Raw genomic sequence first — 15,214 nt, forward strand, 5'->3', positions numbered from 1 at the left:
ATTTGGCCGTCAGGCAGACAACCACGATAGCCGAGGGCCGGGGTGTCGGCCAAACCCGGAGCCCGGCACACCCCCGGCGATGACGTCAGGAGTGTGCCGCGGCGTGACCCGCGGCACACTCCCTGCGATCTTCGGATCCCGGACGGATTCCCTGAAAACCCCGGACGCTCAGTAGCTGACGACGACCTCGCCGCCGGTCCCGGGCTGCGGGTCCGCCGCGTCCCCGCCGCCGTTGCCGCCGGCGCCGGTCCCGTCGGCGCTGCCGGTCCCGCCGTAGCCGCCGACCGCGCTGGTCGTGCTGTTGGCCGCGGACCCGCCGGTGGCGTCCCCGCCCTCGGTCACGGTGGGGTTGAGCGACTGCCCCTGGGACACGCAGTCGCCGGCGCGGCCGCCGAGCCCGGGCAGCCCGCCGTGGCCGCCGTCCTCCTCGCCGACCGAGCCGGCGCCGCCGCCCCAGCCGCCGGAGGCCACGGCGTAGGTGCTCAGGTCCGCGGTCGCGAAGGTGCTGGCTCCCCCGCCACCGGCACCGCCGCCGCCGCTGTACACGTCTGTGGCGCCGTCCCCGCCCGGACTGGTCATCCCGGCGACCGGAGCCGCCCCGCTCCCGCCAGAGCCGCCGTGCGGCTCCCTGCCGGTCCGCTGGCCGTCCGCCCCGCCCCCGCCGCCGCCCCCGCCGGTCCCGGGACTGCCGTCGCCGCCGTTGGAGGACAGCGCCTGCCCGTCCTGGCCGGCCGTCCCGCCGCCGGTCCCGCCGCCGGGCGTGGCATCGACCATGGCAGCGCCCTGCGACGCCCCGCGGCCGCCGTACCCGCCGACCGAGACGGTGAAGACCTGCCCCGGGACCACCGGCAGCACGCACTGCACGATCGCGCCGCCGCCCCCGCCTCCGCCGCCCCAGGACGCCACGCCCTGCTGAACGCTGTCCCCGCCTCCGCCGCCCCCGCCCCCGACCGCCGTGACGGTCAGCTGGATGACGCCGTCGGGCACCGTGAACGTGCCGTCCTGGGTGAAGGTCAGCGACGTCTGGAACGCCTGGGATGATGGAGATGCCTGAGATGCCTGAGATGCCTGAGATGTCCGGGCCGACGCCGGAACGGCTCCCAGACAAGCGGCGATCAGCGTGGCCGCGCCCGCGGCCGCCGCCAGGCGCCGGGCCGGGACCGGCTTGGTGTCCACGCGCACGATGGCTCCCTGTGATCTTGGTCGGACACGGGTCGAGCACTGTCGGCGCCCACTTGACTACCGGGAGCGGCGTGCCGCCAAGTCGCGGTGCGCCGGATGAGTGTTTTGCGGGACCGGCGCGTGTCGTGCTCACGCCGGATACTTATATACGTGTATGGATAGCGGCGAATCGGTAGAAAACCGTGGATTCTCTACTCCGGACTGGATCTATGCGCCCTCCCGTCAAACTCCGCGCCGCCTTGCTGGCGTTCGCCGCGGCCTTGTTCAGCGTGCCGTCGGCGCCGGCCCGCGCTGACACGTTCGCCGCCTCTCCGAGCATCGTCCAAGTCGTCGCGCACGCCGACGACACCTTCCTCTTCTTCAATCCAGACCTGCGCAAGGTCTACGACTTCCCGCTGGTCACGGTGTTCCTCACGGCCGGCGCGGCGACCACCGAGGTCGGGCCGAACCAGGCCTTCTCCAGCACCTGCCTGTACGGCCAGAGCCGCGACAAGGGCGCGCGGGCCGCCGCCGCCGAGATCGCCGGCGTGCGGAACCCGACGTGGACCCGGACCCCGATCACCTTCGCCGGCAAGGTCGCGGAGGAGGACACCCTCGACCAGGCGCCGCAGGTGAAGCTGGTCTTCTTCAAGCTGCACGACGCCGGGGACGCCAACTACGTCAGCGGCGTGAACAAGCAGGGCATCCTGGAGCAGATCTACAACTCCGGCCAGATCACCGGCTGGCACCAGGCCACCATGGGCACCCTGGCGGCCGACGGCGGCTCGGACTGCGAGCAGCAGTACGCGAACCAGACGTACACGAAGTCCCAGCTGACCGCCTCGCTGACGGCACTCTACGCGCACTACAACGCGACCGTCGTCTACGGCATGGACCCGCACCGCTTCGACAGCGACCCGGGCAACACCGACCACCTCGGCGCCGGCGGCTTCACCCTGGACTCCGTCGCGGCGTACCACGGCCCGGGCAGCGGCGGGCACGTCCTGCTGCGGCCCTACCGCGACTACAACATCAGCAAAGAGGGATCCACCCTCAACGGCGGCGACAGCGCGACCAAGAACGGCGACTTCATCAGCTACCTCGGTCCGGACCGCGGCGACATCCCCGGGGTCTACCACGGCTTGTACGACACGTCGCCGGACCCGAACAACAGCTTCTACACGCCCTTCTACAGCCGCCAGTACTCGCGGTGGCCGAACGGCGAGGTGTGGACGGCGCTGGACGGGACCGGCAAGCTCAACGCCTTCGCCATCCTCAACAGCCAGGTCCAGCAGTGGATCGAGACGACCCCGGGCGGCGCCTGGACCGGTCCGACGCCGATCCCCAACAGCTCCGGACTCACCCCGACGCTCTCGGTGATCCGCGATCCCTCGGGCATGCTGCGGGTGTTCACGACCCGGCTGTCGGACTACTCCGCGATGACGGACGTCGAGACCGCGCCGGGCGTCTGGAGCGCCTGGAAGTCGCTGGGCAGCGCGAACCCCGACGACCCGACGCTGCAAGGCGACCCGGCCGCGCTCACCGAGCAGAACGGCAACGTGACGGTGTTCGTCCGCAACCTCGGCACCGGGGTCAGCGCCAAGACCCTGAATCCGGGCGGCAGCTGGCCCAGCACATGGGCCGACCTCGGCGGCTTCGACGTCCGCGACGACCTCGCGGCGGGCCTCGGCGGCAGCGGCGCCGGCGAGCTGTTCGCCCCGTCCGGACAAGGCATCCTGCACTGGAAGCAGAACACGGCGCGCCGGTGGGCGATGGACTCCTCGCCGCTGACCCCGGCGGCGGCCGGCAAGACCCAGGTCTCCTTCGCGCTCAACAAGGACGGCCGGCCGGAGATCTTCTACGCCGATCCGAACAACCCGAGCGTCGCGACCCAGTGGACGCAGGGCAACGGCACCTGGACCCGCTCGCCCGGGCTGATCGGCGGCAGCCCGCCGATGCTGGAGAGCGTCGCGGCCACGACCGCGCCGGACGGCCGGATCAGCATCGCGATCCGCAACTCCGGCGGCGGGGTCAGCATGGCGTCGCAGACCGCGGCGAACGTCGGGTTCTCCGGATCGTGGCCGGATCTGGGGAACGTGATCGTCGGCGCGCCGGCGATCGCTTCCGACTCCGACGGGCGGCTGATCGTGCTCGCCTGCGAGCTGGACGGCGCGCTGCACATCAACCGGCAGACGGCGGCGGGGACGGGGAGTCCGTTCGGCGGCTGGCAGCTCGTGGGGCACTGAGCCGGACCGGTCGGCGGAACGACCGCGGCCCGCATCCCTGTGGAGGGGTGCGGGCCGCGGTTTTCGTCTGCGGAGCAGTCAGGCACCAGTCAGGCACCAGTCAGGCGCCAGCGATGCTCAGCGCTGCTGGAATGCAGTGCTGCTGGAGTTCAGTGCTGCTGGTACGGGTCGTCCCGGAACTGGCGCACGTCGATCATGCCGGTGTCGAAGAACCCTGACGCCTCGGGGTGCTGCTGGTGCGAGGGCTGCTGGGCGTACTGCTGCTGTTGCTGCTCGTGCTGCGGGTAGGCCTGGTACTCGCCGCTGTGGTACTCCGGCTGCTGCTGCTGCTCGTACTGGGTGCCGTAGGGCTGGACCGGGTACGGGACCGACGCCGGGTCGCTGTAGTTCGCGGCGTACCCGTTCTCCTGGTCGTAGCCGTAGCCGACCGCGACCTGCGCCGGCTGCTGCTGGTGCTGGTACTCCTGCGGCGGGTAGTCCTGCGAGAAGTCGGGGCGCTGGAAGACGCCGCTCATGTCGGCCGCGGCGAACTCGTGGGAGAGCTCGGGCTCGGGCAGGCCGTACTCGCTCTGGCCGTACTCGCTCTGCGCGTAGCCGGCGCCCTGCTGGGCATACACGGGCTCCGGGGCGTAGGCGGGCTGCTCCTGGTACGCCGGCTCCGGGTAGGCGGCCTCCTGGTAGGCGGGCTGCTCCTGGTAGACGGGCTCGGCCGGCTGGTAGGACGGCTCCTGCTGGTAGCCGTTCTGCTGCGTCTCGTAGGCCTCGTCGGTGTACTTCGGGTACTCGCCGGTGTTGTAGCCCGGCTCCCGCTGGTAGGCGCTGCCGGTGGGGACCTCGTCGCGCTCGTCGAAGTCGTACTCGGGGCGGGTGGCGGCCTCGACGGCGTCCTGCTCGGCCATGTGCTCGCCGAGTTCGGACATCGGGTCCCGGCCGACCATCTTGGCCCGGCCGCGGCCCACGGCCTGCAGCGTCTTGGTCAGCACGACCTCGAAGTTGGCGAGCTTGTCGTCGACGTAGTTGTCGGCGTCCTCGCGGATCCGGCGCGCCTCCTCCAGGGCGGCGCCGCGGATGCGCTCGGCCTCCCGGCCCACCTCGGTGCCCGAGAGCATGCTGCCGCGCTCGCGCCGGGCCGCCTCGATGTGCTCCGAGGCGTCCCGCCGGGCCTGGGCTATCACCTCCTCGCGCTCGGCGACGAGGCGCCGGGACTCGGCGAGTTCCTCGGACACCCCGGCGGCGAGTTCGTGCAGGATCTCCAGGACCTCGGCGCGGTTGATGACGCACGAGGCAGACATCGGCACCGCTTTGGCGGTCTCGACGATCTGCACGAGGTCGCCGACCATCTGCTCCAGGCGGTCGCTTGTGGCCACTTCTCACTCGCTCCTCTAGCGGCCCGAGAGGGCCGCCCCTTCTTGGCGACGGTCGGTCTTCGCAGGGCTCCGCACGCGAGCCCCTAGCGGCAAAGGCTACGCGGACTTCTTCTTCCGTTCAGCCAGTCGGTCGGTAAGGGCCGAAAGCACCAGGTCGGGGACCAGCCCCGAGACATCGCCGCCGAGCGAGGCGACCTCTTTCAGCAGCGAGGAGGACAGGTAGCTGTACAGCGGATTCGAGGCCACGAACAGCGTCTCGACGCCGGAGAGCCGGTGGTTCATGTGCGACATCTGGAGTTCGTACTCGTAGTCGCTCACCGCCCGCAGGCCCTTCATGATCGCGCGGATCCCGCGCTGCGCGCAGAAGTCGACCAGCAGTCCCTCGAACGGCTCGGCCCGCACGTTCCCGTACTCGGCACTGGCCTGCTTCACCAGATCGATGCGCTCCTCGATGGTGAACAGCGACCCGGCCTTGCCCGCGTTCACCCCCACCGCGACCACGACCTCGTCGAACAGCCCCGAGGCGCGGCCGATGATGTCCAGGTGGCCGTTGGTGACCGGGTCGAAGGACCCGGGACAGACCACACGGCGGGTGACGGGCTCGTCCATGGTTACTCCGGCGGATTGAGGGGACCGGTCGTTGGCGCGCCGCGAACGTACCAGACAGCGAAGTTCATCCGGGCCTCCCCGTAACTCTTGCTCCGCGTGGCTTCATAACCCGCCGGCCAGGGGAAATCCCTGTCCCGAGCCGAGCGCTCCAGCACCGCCACCGCGTCCGGCGCGAGCCACCCGCCCTCCCCCAAAGCTGTGAGGATGGTCACGACCTCGCCATCGGCCACCGCGTACGGCGGATCCAGCAGCACCAGGTCGAACGGCGCCTCCTTCGGCACCTCACCGGCGACAGCCCGCTCGGCCCGATCGGCGACGACCCGCGCGCCAGGCAGATCGACAGTCGCGATGTTCTGCGCGATCAGCTTGGTGACGCGCCGATCGGCCTCGACCAGCAGCACCTTCTCAGCGCCGCGCGAGAGCGCTTCGAGACCGAGGGCACCGGAACCGGCGAAGAGGTCGAGGACTGATAATCCGGACAAGCCACCGAATTCGGATGCCAGGGCGGAGAACAGACCTTCCCGGGCACGGTCGCCGGTGGGACGCGTGCCGTCGCCGGGCGGAACGGCGAGGCGGCGGCCTCGGGCGGCGCCGGCGATGACGCGGGTCATGGGGCACACGCCGGGGATGTGGTGGTCGCGCGGGCGATGCGGTGCACCAGGGCAATCCGGTGCCCGCGGGCGATTCGGTCGGCGCCGGCGATCGGGTGGGGGCAGGCGACCTGGCGCGTGGCGGTGATCCGAGGCATGCGGGCGATCGAGTGCGTGTGTAAGCGAGCTACTTGGTGCGCGCGCGCAACCCGCCGCTCGCCAGCGCGCGCAAAGCCGCGGCGGGTCGGGTGGGCCGGATGGTCGGCGTCTCCGAGCGCGGCGGCTGGGCGGCGTGCGCCTTGGTGGCTGATCATGTCTTGCCCAAGTATTCCGCGCGTTCGGGGTCGAGCAAGACGGCAATTGTCCGGGCGAGGGCCGGGTAGGCGTTCAGGGCCGGGTCGGCTTCGACCAGGGGGGTGGCTTCGTCGCGGGCGGCGCGGATGATGTCCTCGTCGTCGATCACGCTGAGCATTCGCAGGGAGCTGCGGTAGCCGGATTGGGTGGCGCCGAGGACGTCGCCCTCCTTGCGGATGGCGAGGTCTATCTTCGACAGTTCGAAGCCGTCGAGGGTCGAGGCCACGGCGGCCAGGCGTTCGCGGGCTGGGGCGCCGTCGGGCGATTCGGTGACCAGCAGGCACAGGCCGGGCCACTTGCCTCGTCCGACGCGGCCGCGGAGCTGGTGGAGCTGCGAGACGCCGAAGCGGTCGGCGTCCATCACCACGATCACGGTGGAGTTCGGGACGTTCACGCCGACCTCGATCACCGTGGTGGCGACCAGGACGTCCAGCTCGTGGCCGGCGTAGGCGCGCATCACCGCGTCCTTGTCGTCCGGCGCCATGCGGCCGTGCAGCATGCCGACCCGCAGTCCCTTGAGCGGGCCCTCGGCCAGCTTCGCCGCGACGTCGACCACGGCCAGCGGCGGGCGCTGCTGGCCGGGTTCGGAGACCAGCTCGGAGCCGTCGTCGGAGACCTCGCCGCTCCCGGATTCCTCGCCGATGCGCGGGCACACCACGTACGCCTGCCGGCCCGCGCCGACCTCCTCGCGGATGCGCTCCCACACCCGCGTGAAGTGCGAGGGGTGCTCGTGCGCGGCGACCACGTGCGTGGCGATCGGGGAGCGCCCCGCCGGGAGCTCGGACAGGACCGAGGTCTCCAGGTCGCCGAAGACCGTCATCGCCACCGTGCGCGGGATCGGCGTCGCCGTCATGACCAGCACGTGCGGCGGGTCCTCGCCCTTGGCGCGCAGCGCGTCGCGCTGCTCGACGCCGAAGCGGTGCTGCTCGTCGACCACCACCAGGCCGAGGTCGGCGAACTGGACGTGGTCCTGGATCACCGCGTGCGTGCCGATCACGATGCCCGCGGTGCCGGACGCCGCGTCGAGCAGGTTGGTGCGGCGGTCCTTCGCGTTCTGCGATCCGGTGAGCAGCGCGACGCGCACCCGCTTGCGGTTCGGGTCGAAGGGAGCGGCGTCGGGGGCGGCGGTCTCAGAGAACAGATCCATCGGCACGTCCGCCCCGGCGCCCAGCATCTGCACGATCGACCGGTGATGCTGCTGCGCCAGCACCTCGGTCGGCGCCAGCATCACCGCCTGGCCGCCGGCGTCGACCACGGCGAGCATGGCGCGCAGCGCGACCATCGTCTTGCCCGAGCCCACGTCGCCCTGCAGCAGCCGGTGCATCGGGTGCTCGGAGGCCAGGTCCGCCTCGATCTCCTCGCCGACCTGGCGCTGCCCGGCGGTGAGGGTGAACGGCAGCGCGGCGTCGAAGGCGTCGAGCAGACCGCCGGGGACGCGGCGGCGCGGGACCGCCGGCAGCGCCTTGAGCGCCTCGCGCCGCTGCGCCAGCACGACCTGCATCGGCAGCGCCTCGTCCCACTTCAGGCGCTTGCGGGCGACGGCGATCTCCGGCCAGTCGTCGGGGCGGTGGATCCGGCGGAACGCCTCGGTCAGCGTCAGCAGGCCCTGGCGGGCGCGGACCGGCCGCGGCATCGGGTCGTCCTCGATATCGGCGTCGAGCTGGTCGATGACCATGCGGACGCAGCGCGCGATCTTCCACGACGGCAGCCCGCCGGTGCTCGGGTACAGCGGCATCAGCTCGCCGGCCCAGTTGTCGATCGGCGAGTCGCCGGCGTCCTCGGTGTCGGCGTCCAGCTTCGCGAACTCGGGGTTCGTCAGCTGGATCTTGCCGTGGTACTCGCCGACCTTGCCGGCGAACATCCCGAGCATGCCGGGCTTGAGGGCGTTGGCCGCGCGCGGGTTGAAAAAGGTGATCTCCACCGCGGTGTCGGCGGCGTCGCGCACCTCCACGGTCATCATCTGGCCGCGCCGGGCCGCCATCGAGCGCCGGCTGACCTTGGTGACCTGCGCGACGATCGTCGCCTCGGTCCCGGGCTCCAGCTCGGAGAGCTCGGTCAGCTCCCCGCGCTTGACGTACTTGCGCGGGTAGTGGCGCAGCAGGTCGCCGACCGTATCCAGGCCGAGCCCGGTGTGCAGCACCTTCGCGGTGCGGTCGCCGACCGCCTTGCGCAGCGGCTCGTCCAAGCGGATGCCCACGGCCCGGCACCTCCGGAGGTTGTCACTCGACACCGATCAAGAGCGGGTAGCCGGTCTGCCCGCCGTCGTACACCACCACGTCCACGACCGGATGGCGCGTCCGCACCCGGTCGGTGACGGCCTCGGGCATGCCCGGCTCCGTGCCGTCCCCGATCACCAAGGTCACCATCTCACCGCCCGCCGACAGCATGCGCTCCAGCACGGCCTCGGCCGCGGCGGCCTGGTCGTCCTCGATCAGCGCGACGTCGTTCTCGACGTGCCCGAGCACCTGTCCGGGCCGGCAGACCCCGGCCATGGTCCAGGCCTCGGTCGCCGCCACCTCGATGGCGCCGTACCGGGTCGCGCCGGCCGCCGCCGTCATGGCCACCACGTCGGCGTCGAAACGCCGGGACGGCTCGTGCACGGCCAGCGCCGCTATCCCCTGAACGGTCACCTTCGCCGGAACCGCGGCGACCCGCATCGACGGCTGCCCGGCGGAGAGCCGCTCGGCGACCGCGGCGGCGACCACGGTGGTCTCGGTGTCGTTCGGCAGCAGCACCACCTCGGAGGCCCGGGTGAGGGCCACGGCGCGCTCGAAGTCGGCGGCGCTCGGCGGACGTCCGGGCTCGGCGCGCAGCACGTGCGCGCCCGCCTCCTCCAGCAAAGTGGCGATGCCCTCGCCGTACGCCACGGCCACGACCGCCCGGGTCGCCCGAACGGTGGGAACGGCGGCGGAGACGGTAAGCGGCTCGGCAGGCGACGCCGTATGGACCCCGGTGGAATGCTGCGAGGCCAGGTGGGTGATCTGGATGTCGCGCGGACGCCCGGCGGCGATCCCGGCCTCCAGCGGGAAGCCGGCGTCGTCGACGTGCACATGGACCCGCCACAGACCGTCGCCGCCGACCACCACCAGGCTGTCGCCGCCGCCGCGCTCGCAGAAGTCGTCGAGCCCGCGCCGCAGCTCGGCCATCGCCGATTCGGTCGCTTCCAGCAGGTAGATGACCTCGAACTCCGGCTCGGGGCGGGCCCGCGTCGGAGCCGGTTCCGCGGCGCGCACGGCGGCCAGCCGGCGCTGCCGGAAGGCGCCGCGCGGGTCCAGGCCGCCGGTGTAGGCCGCGAGCGTGTCCAGGATCACGACCAGACCCAGCCCGCCGGCGTCGACCACGCCGGCCTCGCGCAGCACGTCGAGCTGGTCGGGGGTGCGGCCCAGCGCCTCGCGCGCGCCGGCGGCCGCGGCCTGCGCGACGTAGGCCAGGGAGTCGTTCGCGGTGAGCGGGTTCGGGACCGGCAGCGCCTCGCCGCCGGCCGGGACCGGGATCCGCGCGGCCAGCTCGCCGATCGCGACCACCGCCGCCGAGGACGCCTCCGCCGCGGCCGAGGCCACGGTCAGGATGGTCCCGGCGGCCGGGCGGGCGACCGCCTCGTAGGCCAGCTCCGCGGCCGCGGCCAGGCCGGCGGCCAGCGCCGCGCCGTCCACCGCGGAGCCGGTGTAGCGGGCTCCGGCGGCGCCGCGCAGCAGCTGGCTGAGGATCACCCCGGAGTTGCCCCGCGCGCCGAGCAGCGCGCCGTGGGCCAGCGCCTGGAGCGCCTCCGGGACCGAGGGCGCCGGGCCCGGCGCGGTCAGCCGGTCGTCCAGCGCGCGGCAGGCGGCCTCGAAGGTCAGGTACATGTTGGTACCGGTGTCGGCGTCGGCGATGGGGAAGACGTTGAGCGCGTCGATCTCCTCGCGGTGCCGCCCCAGGACCGCCAGGGCCGCACCGGCCCAGCGGCGCAGCGCGCCGGCGTCGACGGGCGCCGCCACGGCCGGGCGCTCGGGCGGCGCGTCGGGTCCGGGCACGGTGGGGGGCATGGCGGCCAGGGTACCGCTGCGGCCTGTGGCAGCCGGTGCACGACCGCCTCGTGGAGCAGATCGAGAGCGGATCGAGAGCGGATCGCCCAGCGGATCGGGCTTGATCAGGAGCGGGTCGCCGACCGGATTGGCGCCACCGCCCACGCGTCGGCTACTCTGACCAGGTTGCCAGGAGGGCTACGCCCCCCGGCCATCAGTACCTGCCCGCCGACGACGGCGGGGATCACGCAAGCACGCAGCCGCAGGAACAGTTGAGACCGCCGGCAGCGTCAACGACTCGGTAGAGGTGAATCGAAGTGGCTGCCAACTGCGACGTGTGCGGCAAGGGGCCGGGCTTCGGCCACAACATCTCGCACTCGCACCGCCGGACCAAGCGGCGCTGGAACCCGAACATCCAGACCGTCCGCGCGGTCGTGAACGGGACCCCCAAGCGCGTCAACGCCTGCACCTCGTGCATCAAGGCGGGCAAGGTCACGCGCTCGGCGTCGGCGTAAAGCGGTCGTAAAAAACCGCATGCTCTGAAGTTTTGAGAAACCGCAGGTCAGCCTCCTGGAGGCTGGCCTGCGGTTTCGTGTGTTCAGCGAACGGTAAGGCGCTCGGCCCGGGACTGTGTCGGTACCGCGTGTCACGATGGAGTGCATGACCCATCTCACGGTGGAAGGCGCCCTGGAGTACATCTCGGGCATCTGCTTCAAGACCGGCCCGCCGAGCCGGGTCGGCGTGGAACTGGAATGGTTCCCCCGGGACGCCCGGCACCCGGAGCACCTGCCGGACCGCTCCCGCGTCCTGCGGGCGTTCGCGGACGCGGCCGACCTGCCGTTGTCCGGCACCCTCACCATGGAACCCGGCGGCCAGTGGGAACTCAGTTCCGCTCCCGCCGACTCGGTCCGCGAGTTGATCGCCGTCACGGACCGTGATCTGACCTTGTTACGGCGATCGGCTGCGGAGGCAGGCTTAGAGCTCGTCGGCATGGGCCGCGAGCACGGCCACCCCCCGAGTCGGCTCGTCGACCACCCCCGCTACGTCGCGATGGAGCACTTCTTCGACCGCGACAACGGCTCCGGCCGCGTCATGATGTGCTCGACCGCCTCGATCCAGGTGAACCTGGACGCCGGCACCGAGCACGACGGCCCGGAGGATTTCCGCCGCCGCTGGCGGCTGGCCCACCGGCTCAGCCCGGTCCTCACCGCCGTCTTCTGCCGGTCCGACCGGCCGGCCGTGTGGGCCGCGATCGACCCCGGGCGCACCGTCGCCCCTCCCCTGGACTCCCCCGATCCGCGTTCGGCGTACGCGCAGTACGCGCTGGACGCGAAGCTGATGTGCGTCCAGCGCGCCGACGACGGTCCCTGGACCGCCCCGGCCGGGCTCACCTTCCGCGAGTGGATCAAGACCGGCGCGCTGGAACCCGGAGAGGACCGCGCGCCGACCCTGGAGGACCTCACCTACCACCTGACCACCCTCTTCCCGCCGGTCCGGCCGCGCGGGCACCTGGAGCTGCGGGTGCTCGACGCGCTGCCCGGCGATCTGTGGCGCGTGCCGACCGCGCTCGTCACCGCCCTGTTCCACGACGCCCAGGCCGCCGAAGACGCCTGGGCCGCCCTCGAACTGACCCCGATCCGGAAAGCCGCCGCGGCCTGCTTCGACGCCGCCCTGTCCGCCTTGGAGCGGATGGACGTGCCCGCATCGCTGACGGCCGAAGTCGCGCGCTACGCCGAGGAGGACCTCCCATGACAGTGCCCATAGACGACACGGGTTCGGCAGCCGGCGCGGCCGGCCTGACCGAGCTCATAGCCCGCAGCCTGGAGCGCGCCCGAGACCGCACGCACGGCCTGACCGGCCCGGTCGAGGAGCCCGACCTGATCCGCCAGCACTCCCCGCTGATGTCGCCCCTGGTCTGGGATCTGGCGCACATCGGCAACCAGGAGGAGCTGTGGCTGCTGCGCAACCTCGGCGGCCGCGAGCCGATGCGCCCCGAGATCGACCCGCTGTACGACGCCTTCGAGCATCCGCGCGCCGCGCGTCCCACCCTCCCGCTGCTGCCTCCCGACGAAGCCCGGCGCTACGTCCACGAGGTCCGCGGCCGGGTGCTGGACATGCTCGAGCAGCCCCGCTGGGGCGATGAGGAACTCAGCCGCGGCGGATTCGCCTTCGGCATGGTCGCGCAGCACGAGCAGCAACACGACGAGACCATGCTGATCACGCACCAGCTGCGGACCGGTCCACCCGTCCTGCACAGACCCCCGCCGCCCGCGCCGCCGGCCGACACGCTCTCCTTGGCGCCGGAGGTGTTCGTGCCCGGCGGGCCGTTCACCATGGGCACCTCGACGGAGGCCTGGGCGCTGGACAACGAGCGGCCGGCGCACGAAGTGGACGTCGCAGGGTTCTGGCTCGACACCACCCCGGTCACCAACGGCGCCTACATGGAGTTCCTCGCCGACGGCGGCTACGACGACCCGCGCTGGTGGTCCGAGCCCGGCTGGGCGCACCGCCAGAAGGCCGATCTGGTCGCCCCGCTCTACTGGTCCCGCGAGGGCGAGCAGTGGCTGCGGCGGCGGTTCGGCGTGGTCGAGCCGGTACCGGCCGCGGAGCCGGTCGTCCATGTCACCTATTACGAAGCCGAGGCGTACGCGGCCTGGAAGGGCCGGCGGCTGCCGACCGAGGCCGAATGGGAGAAGGCCGCGCGCCACGACCCGGTCAGCGGCCGGTCGCGGCGCTACCCGTGGGGCGACGAGGATCCCTTGCCGCGGCACGCGAATCTCGGCCAGGCCCACCTCCAGCCCTCGGCTGCGGGGTCCTATCCGGAGGGCGAGGCGCCGTCCGGGGCGCGGCAGCTGATCGGCGACGTCTGGGAGTGGGTGTCTTCGGATTTCCTGCCCTACCCCGGCTTCGTCGCCTGGCCCTACCGGGAGTACTCAGAGGTCTTCTTCGGTCCGGACTACAAGGTCCTGCGCGGCGGCTCGTTCGCCGTGGACCCGGTGGCGTGCCGGGGCACGTTCCGGAACTGGGACTACCCGATCCGGCGGCAGATCTTCTCCGGGTTCCGAACGGCCCGCGACGGAGTCCTCTGATGTGCCGCCACCTGGCCTATCTGGGCCCGCCGAAATCGTTGCAGGAATTACTGATCGACCCTCCCCACTCTCTGTTCCGGCAGAGCTGGGAGCCCGCACGCCAGACGCACGGCGTGGTGAACGCCGACGGCTTCGGCGTCGGCTGGTTCGCCGAGGGGGACCCGGTTCCCGCGCGGTACCGGCAGGCCGGGCCGATCTGGGCGGACCCCTCGTTCCCGGACGTCGCGCGGGTGACGCGCAGCAGCGCGGTGCTGGCCGCCGTCCGCGACGCCACGACGGGCTCGGCGACCGGAGCCGAGGCCGCCGCGCCGTACCGGGGCGAGGGCTGGCTGTTCAGCCACAACGGATCGATCAGCGGCTACCCGGGGTCGATGGCGAAGCTCGCCGAGACGCTGCCGGCCGTCGATCTGCTGGACCTGGAATCGCGGACGGACTCGGCGTTCGTCTGGGCCCTGATCCGCTCCCGCTTTCGCCAGGGCGCGGCGATGGCCGAGGCGGTCGCCTCCGTCGTCGCCGACGTCGCGGCGCTCGCCGATTCCCGGCTGAACCTGTTGTTGATGAACGACACCACGATCGTCGCCTCCGTCTTCGGCGACACCCTGACCGCGCGGAGCGGCGGCGGATTCACCGTCGTCGCCTCCGAGCCGGACGACGACTCGCCCGGCTGGGCCGACGTCGCGGACGGGGTCCACACCTGGAGTACGCACACATCTGTGGAGGGACGATGAGCGGCATCGAGATCGAACGGCGGCTGCCGGAGGACTTCTTCGCGGCGGCGCTGCGGGACGACGTCCTCAAAGGCCTGACCGCGGAGCCGAAATGGCTGCCGCCGAAGTGGTTCTACGACGCGCGCGGCAGCGAGCTGTTCGAGGAGATCACGCGGCTGCCGGAGTACTACCCGACGCGCGCCGAGCGGGAGATCCTGGCCACTCGCGCGGCGGAGATAGCCGCGGTGACCCGAGCCGAGACGCTGGCCGAACTCGGCTCGGGCTCCTCGACCAAGACGACGCTGCTGCTCGACGCCCTCCGGGACGCCGGGACGCTGCGCCGCTACGACCCGATCGACGTCAGCGAGGCCGCGCTGCTGGCCTCCGGCGAGCAGTTGCAGAAGCGCTATCCGGAGCTGACGATCCACGCGGTCGTCACCGACTTCGAGGAACGGCTGGCGATCCCGGAGTCGGCGGGCGCGCGGCTGGTGGTCTTCCTCGGCGGGACGATCGGCAACCTGCTGCCGGAGGAGCGCTCGGTGTTCCTCGCGCGGCTGCGCGCCGGGCTGCGTCCGGGCGAGTGGCTGCTGCTCGGCACGGACTTGGTGAAGGACCCTGAGACGCTGGTCGCGGCGTACGACGACGCGGCCGGGGTGACGGCGGAGTTCAACAAGAACGTGCTGACCGTCGTGGACCGCGAGCTGGACGCCGACTTCGATCCGGACGACTTCGACCACGTGGCCCTGTGGGACCCGGCGGCGGAGTGGATCGAGATGCGGCTGCGGGCCCGGCGAGACCTGTCCGTCCGGCTCAAGGAGCTGGATCTCGGGGTGTCGTTCGAGCGCGGCGAGGAGCTGCGGACCGAGATCTCCGCGAAGTTCCGGCGCGAGGGCGTGGCCCGGGAGCTGGACGCGGCCGGGTTCGCGGTGCGCCACTGGTGGACCGACGAGCAGGCTCGGTTCGGACTGTCGCTGGCCGAAGCGGTGTGATCGGCTCTGAGCCGATGTGAGGTGGGATCGTCCGGAGGAACGAGTAGGCAGTTCCCGTCCCTCCGGACGCTCACACGCTAGGCAGCGGCGCTTGCGCG

The 15,214-nt window shown here is 72.1% G+C and carries 12 protein-coding genes; 6 read left to right on the forward strand and 6 right to left on the reverse strand.

What is annotated here, in order from left to right:
* Positions 1-168: 168 nt before the first annotated feature.
* Entirely contained in the window at positions 169-1,182 is a 1,014-nt protein-coding gene (locus CACI_RS51785; RefSeq protein ID WP_015796568.1) for a hypothetical protein, read from the reverse strand.
* A 209-nt stretch (positions 1,183-1,391) separates the two neighbouring features.
* Between CACI_RS51785 and CACI_RS39630 the strand changes: the two genes are divergently transcribed.
* On the forward strand, positions 1,392-3,407 hold the full coding sequence (locus tag CACI_RS39630) for a PIG-L family deacetylase (protein WP_015796569.1): 2,016 nt from the start codon (positions 1,392-1,394) through the stop codon (positions 3,405-3,407).
* A gap of 149 nt (positions 3,408-3,556) precedes the next feature.
* On the opposite strand, the gene CACI_RS46750 is transcribed toward CACI_RS39630, so the two are convergent.
* From CACI_RS46750 to CACI_RS39655, 5 genes are all read right to left on the reverse strand, one after another.
* Positions 3,557-4,774, reverse strand: coding sequence for an ATP synthase subunit B family protein (locus CACI_RS46750; RefSeq protein ID WP_015796570.1), 1,218 nt, complete (start codon positions 4,772-4,774; stop codon positions 3,557-3,559).
* A 96-nt stretch (positions 4,775-4,870) separates the two neighbouring features.
* Positions 4,871-5,383: a pantetheine-phosphate adenylyltransferase gene (coaD, locus tag CACI_RS39640; RefSeq protein WP_015796571.1), complete on the reverse strand. Its 513-nt coding sequence runs from the start codon at positions 5,381-5,383 to the stop codon at positions 4,871-4,873.
* Between the two features lie 2 nt (positions 5,384-5,385).
* Complete coding sequence (gene rsmD, locus CACI_RS39645; RefSeq protein WP_015796572.1) at positions 5,386-5,994, reverse strand: 16S rRNA (guanine(966)-N(2))-methyltransferase RsmD; 609 nt, start codon at positions 5,992-5,994, stop codon at positions 5,386-5,388.
* Between the two features lie 289 nt (positions 5,995-6,283).
* Positions 6,284-8,524, reverse strand: coding sequence for an ATP-dependent DNA helicase RecG (recG, locus tag CACI_RS39650; RefSeq protein ID WP_015796573.1), 2,241 nt, complete (start codon positions 8,522-8,524; stop codon positions 6,284-6,286).
* A 22-nt stretch (positions 8,525-8,546) separates the two neighbouring features.
* Positions 8,547-10,352 (reverse strand): DAK2 domain-containing protein, encoded by a 1,806-nt coding sequence (locus tag CACI_RS39655; protein WP_015796574.1) that lies wholly within the window; start codon positions 10,350-10,352, stop codon positions 8,547-8,549.
* A 296-nt stretch (positions 10,353-10,648) separates the two neighbouring features.
* Between CACI_RS39655 and rpmB the strand changes: the two genes are divergently transcribed.
* From rpmB to egtD, 5 genes are all read left to right on the forward strand, one after another.
* Entirely contained in the window at positions 10,649-10,846 is a 198-nt protein-coding gene (gene rpmB / locus CACI_RS39660; protein WP_015796575.1) for a 50S ribosomal protein L28, read from the forward strand.
* Positions 10,847-10,991: 145 nt separating this feature from the next.
* A complete protein-coding gene (locus tag CACI_RS39665; RefSeq protein ID WP_063643561.1) occupies positions 10,992-12,083 on the forward strand; it encodes a glutamate-cysteine ligase family protein in 1,092 nt (363 codons plus the stop codon).
* On the forward strand, positions 12,080-13,420 hold the full coding sequence (gene egtB / locus CACI_RS39670) for an ergothioneine biosynthesis protein EgtB (protein ID WP_015796577.1): 1,341 nt from the start codon (positions 12,080-12,082) through the stop codon (positions 13,418-13,420). Before CACI_RS39665 ends, egtB begins: the two co-directional genes overlap by 4 nt.
* Positions 13,420-14,148 (forward strand): ergothioneine biosynthesis protein EgtC, encoded by a 729-nt coding sequence (egtC, locus tag CACI_RS39675; RefSeq protein WP_015796578.1) that lies wholly within the window; start codon positions 13,420-13,422, stop codon positions 14,146-14,148. Before egtB ends, egtC begins: the two co-directional genes overlap by 1 nt.
* On the forward strand, positions 14,145-15,116 hold the full coding sequence (egtD, locus tag CACI_RS39680; RefSeq protein WP_015796579.1) for an L-histidine N(alpha)-methyltransferase: 972 nt from the start codon (positions 14,145-14,147) through the stop codon (positions 15,114-15,116). The genes egtC and egtD overlap by 4 nt, the downstream gene beginning before the upstream one ends.
* Positions 15,117-15,214 lie beyond the last annotated feature (98 nt).

Origin of the sequence: Catenulispora acidiphila DSM 44928 (assembly GCF_000024025.1) — a bacterium.
Taxonomy (GTDB): Bacteria; Actinomycetota; Actinomycetes; order Streptomycetales; family Catenulisporaceae; genus Catenulispora; species Catenulispora acidiphila.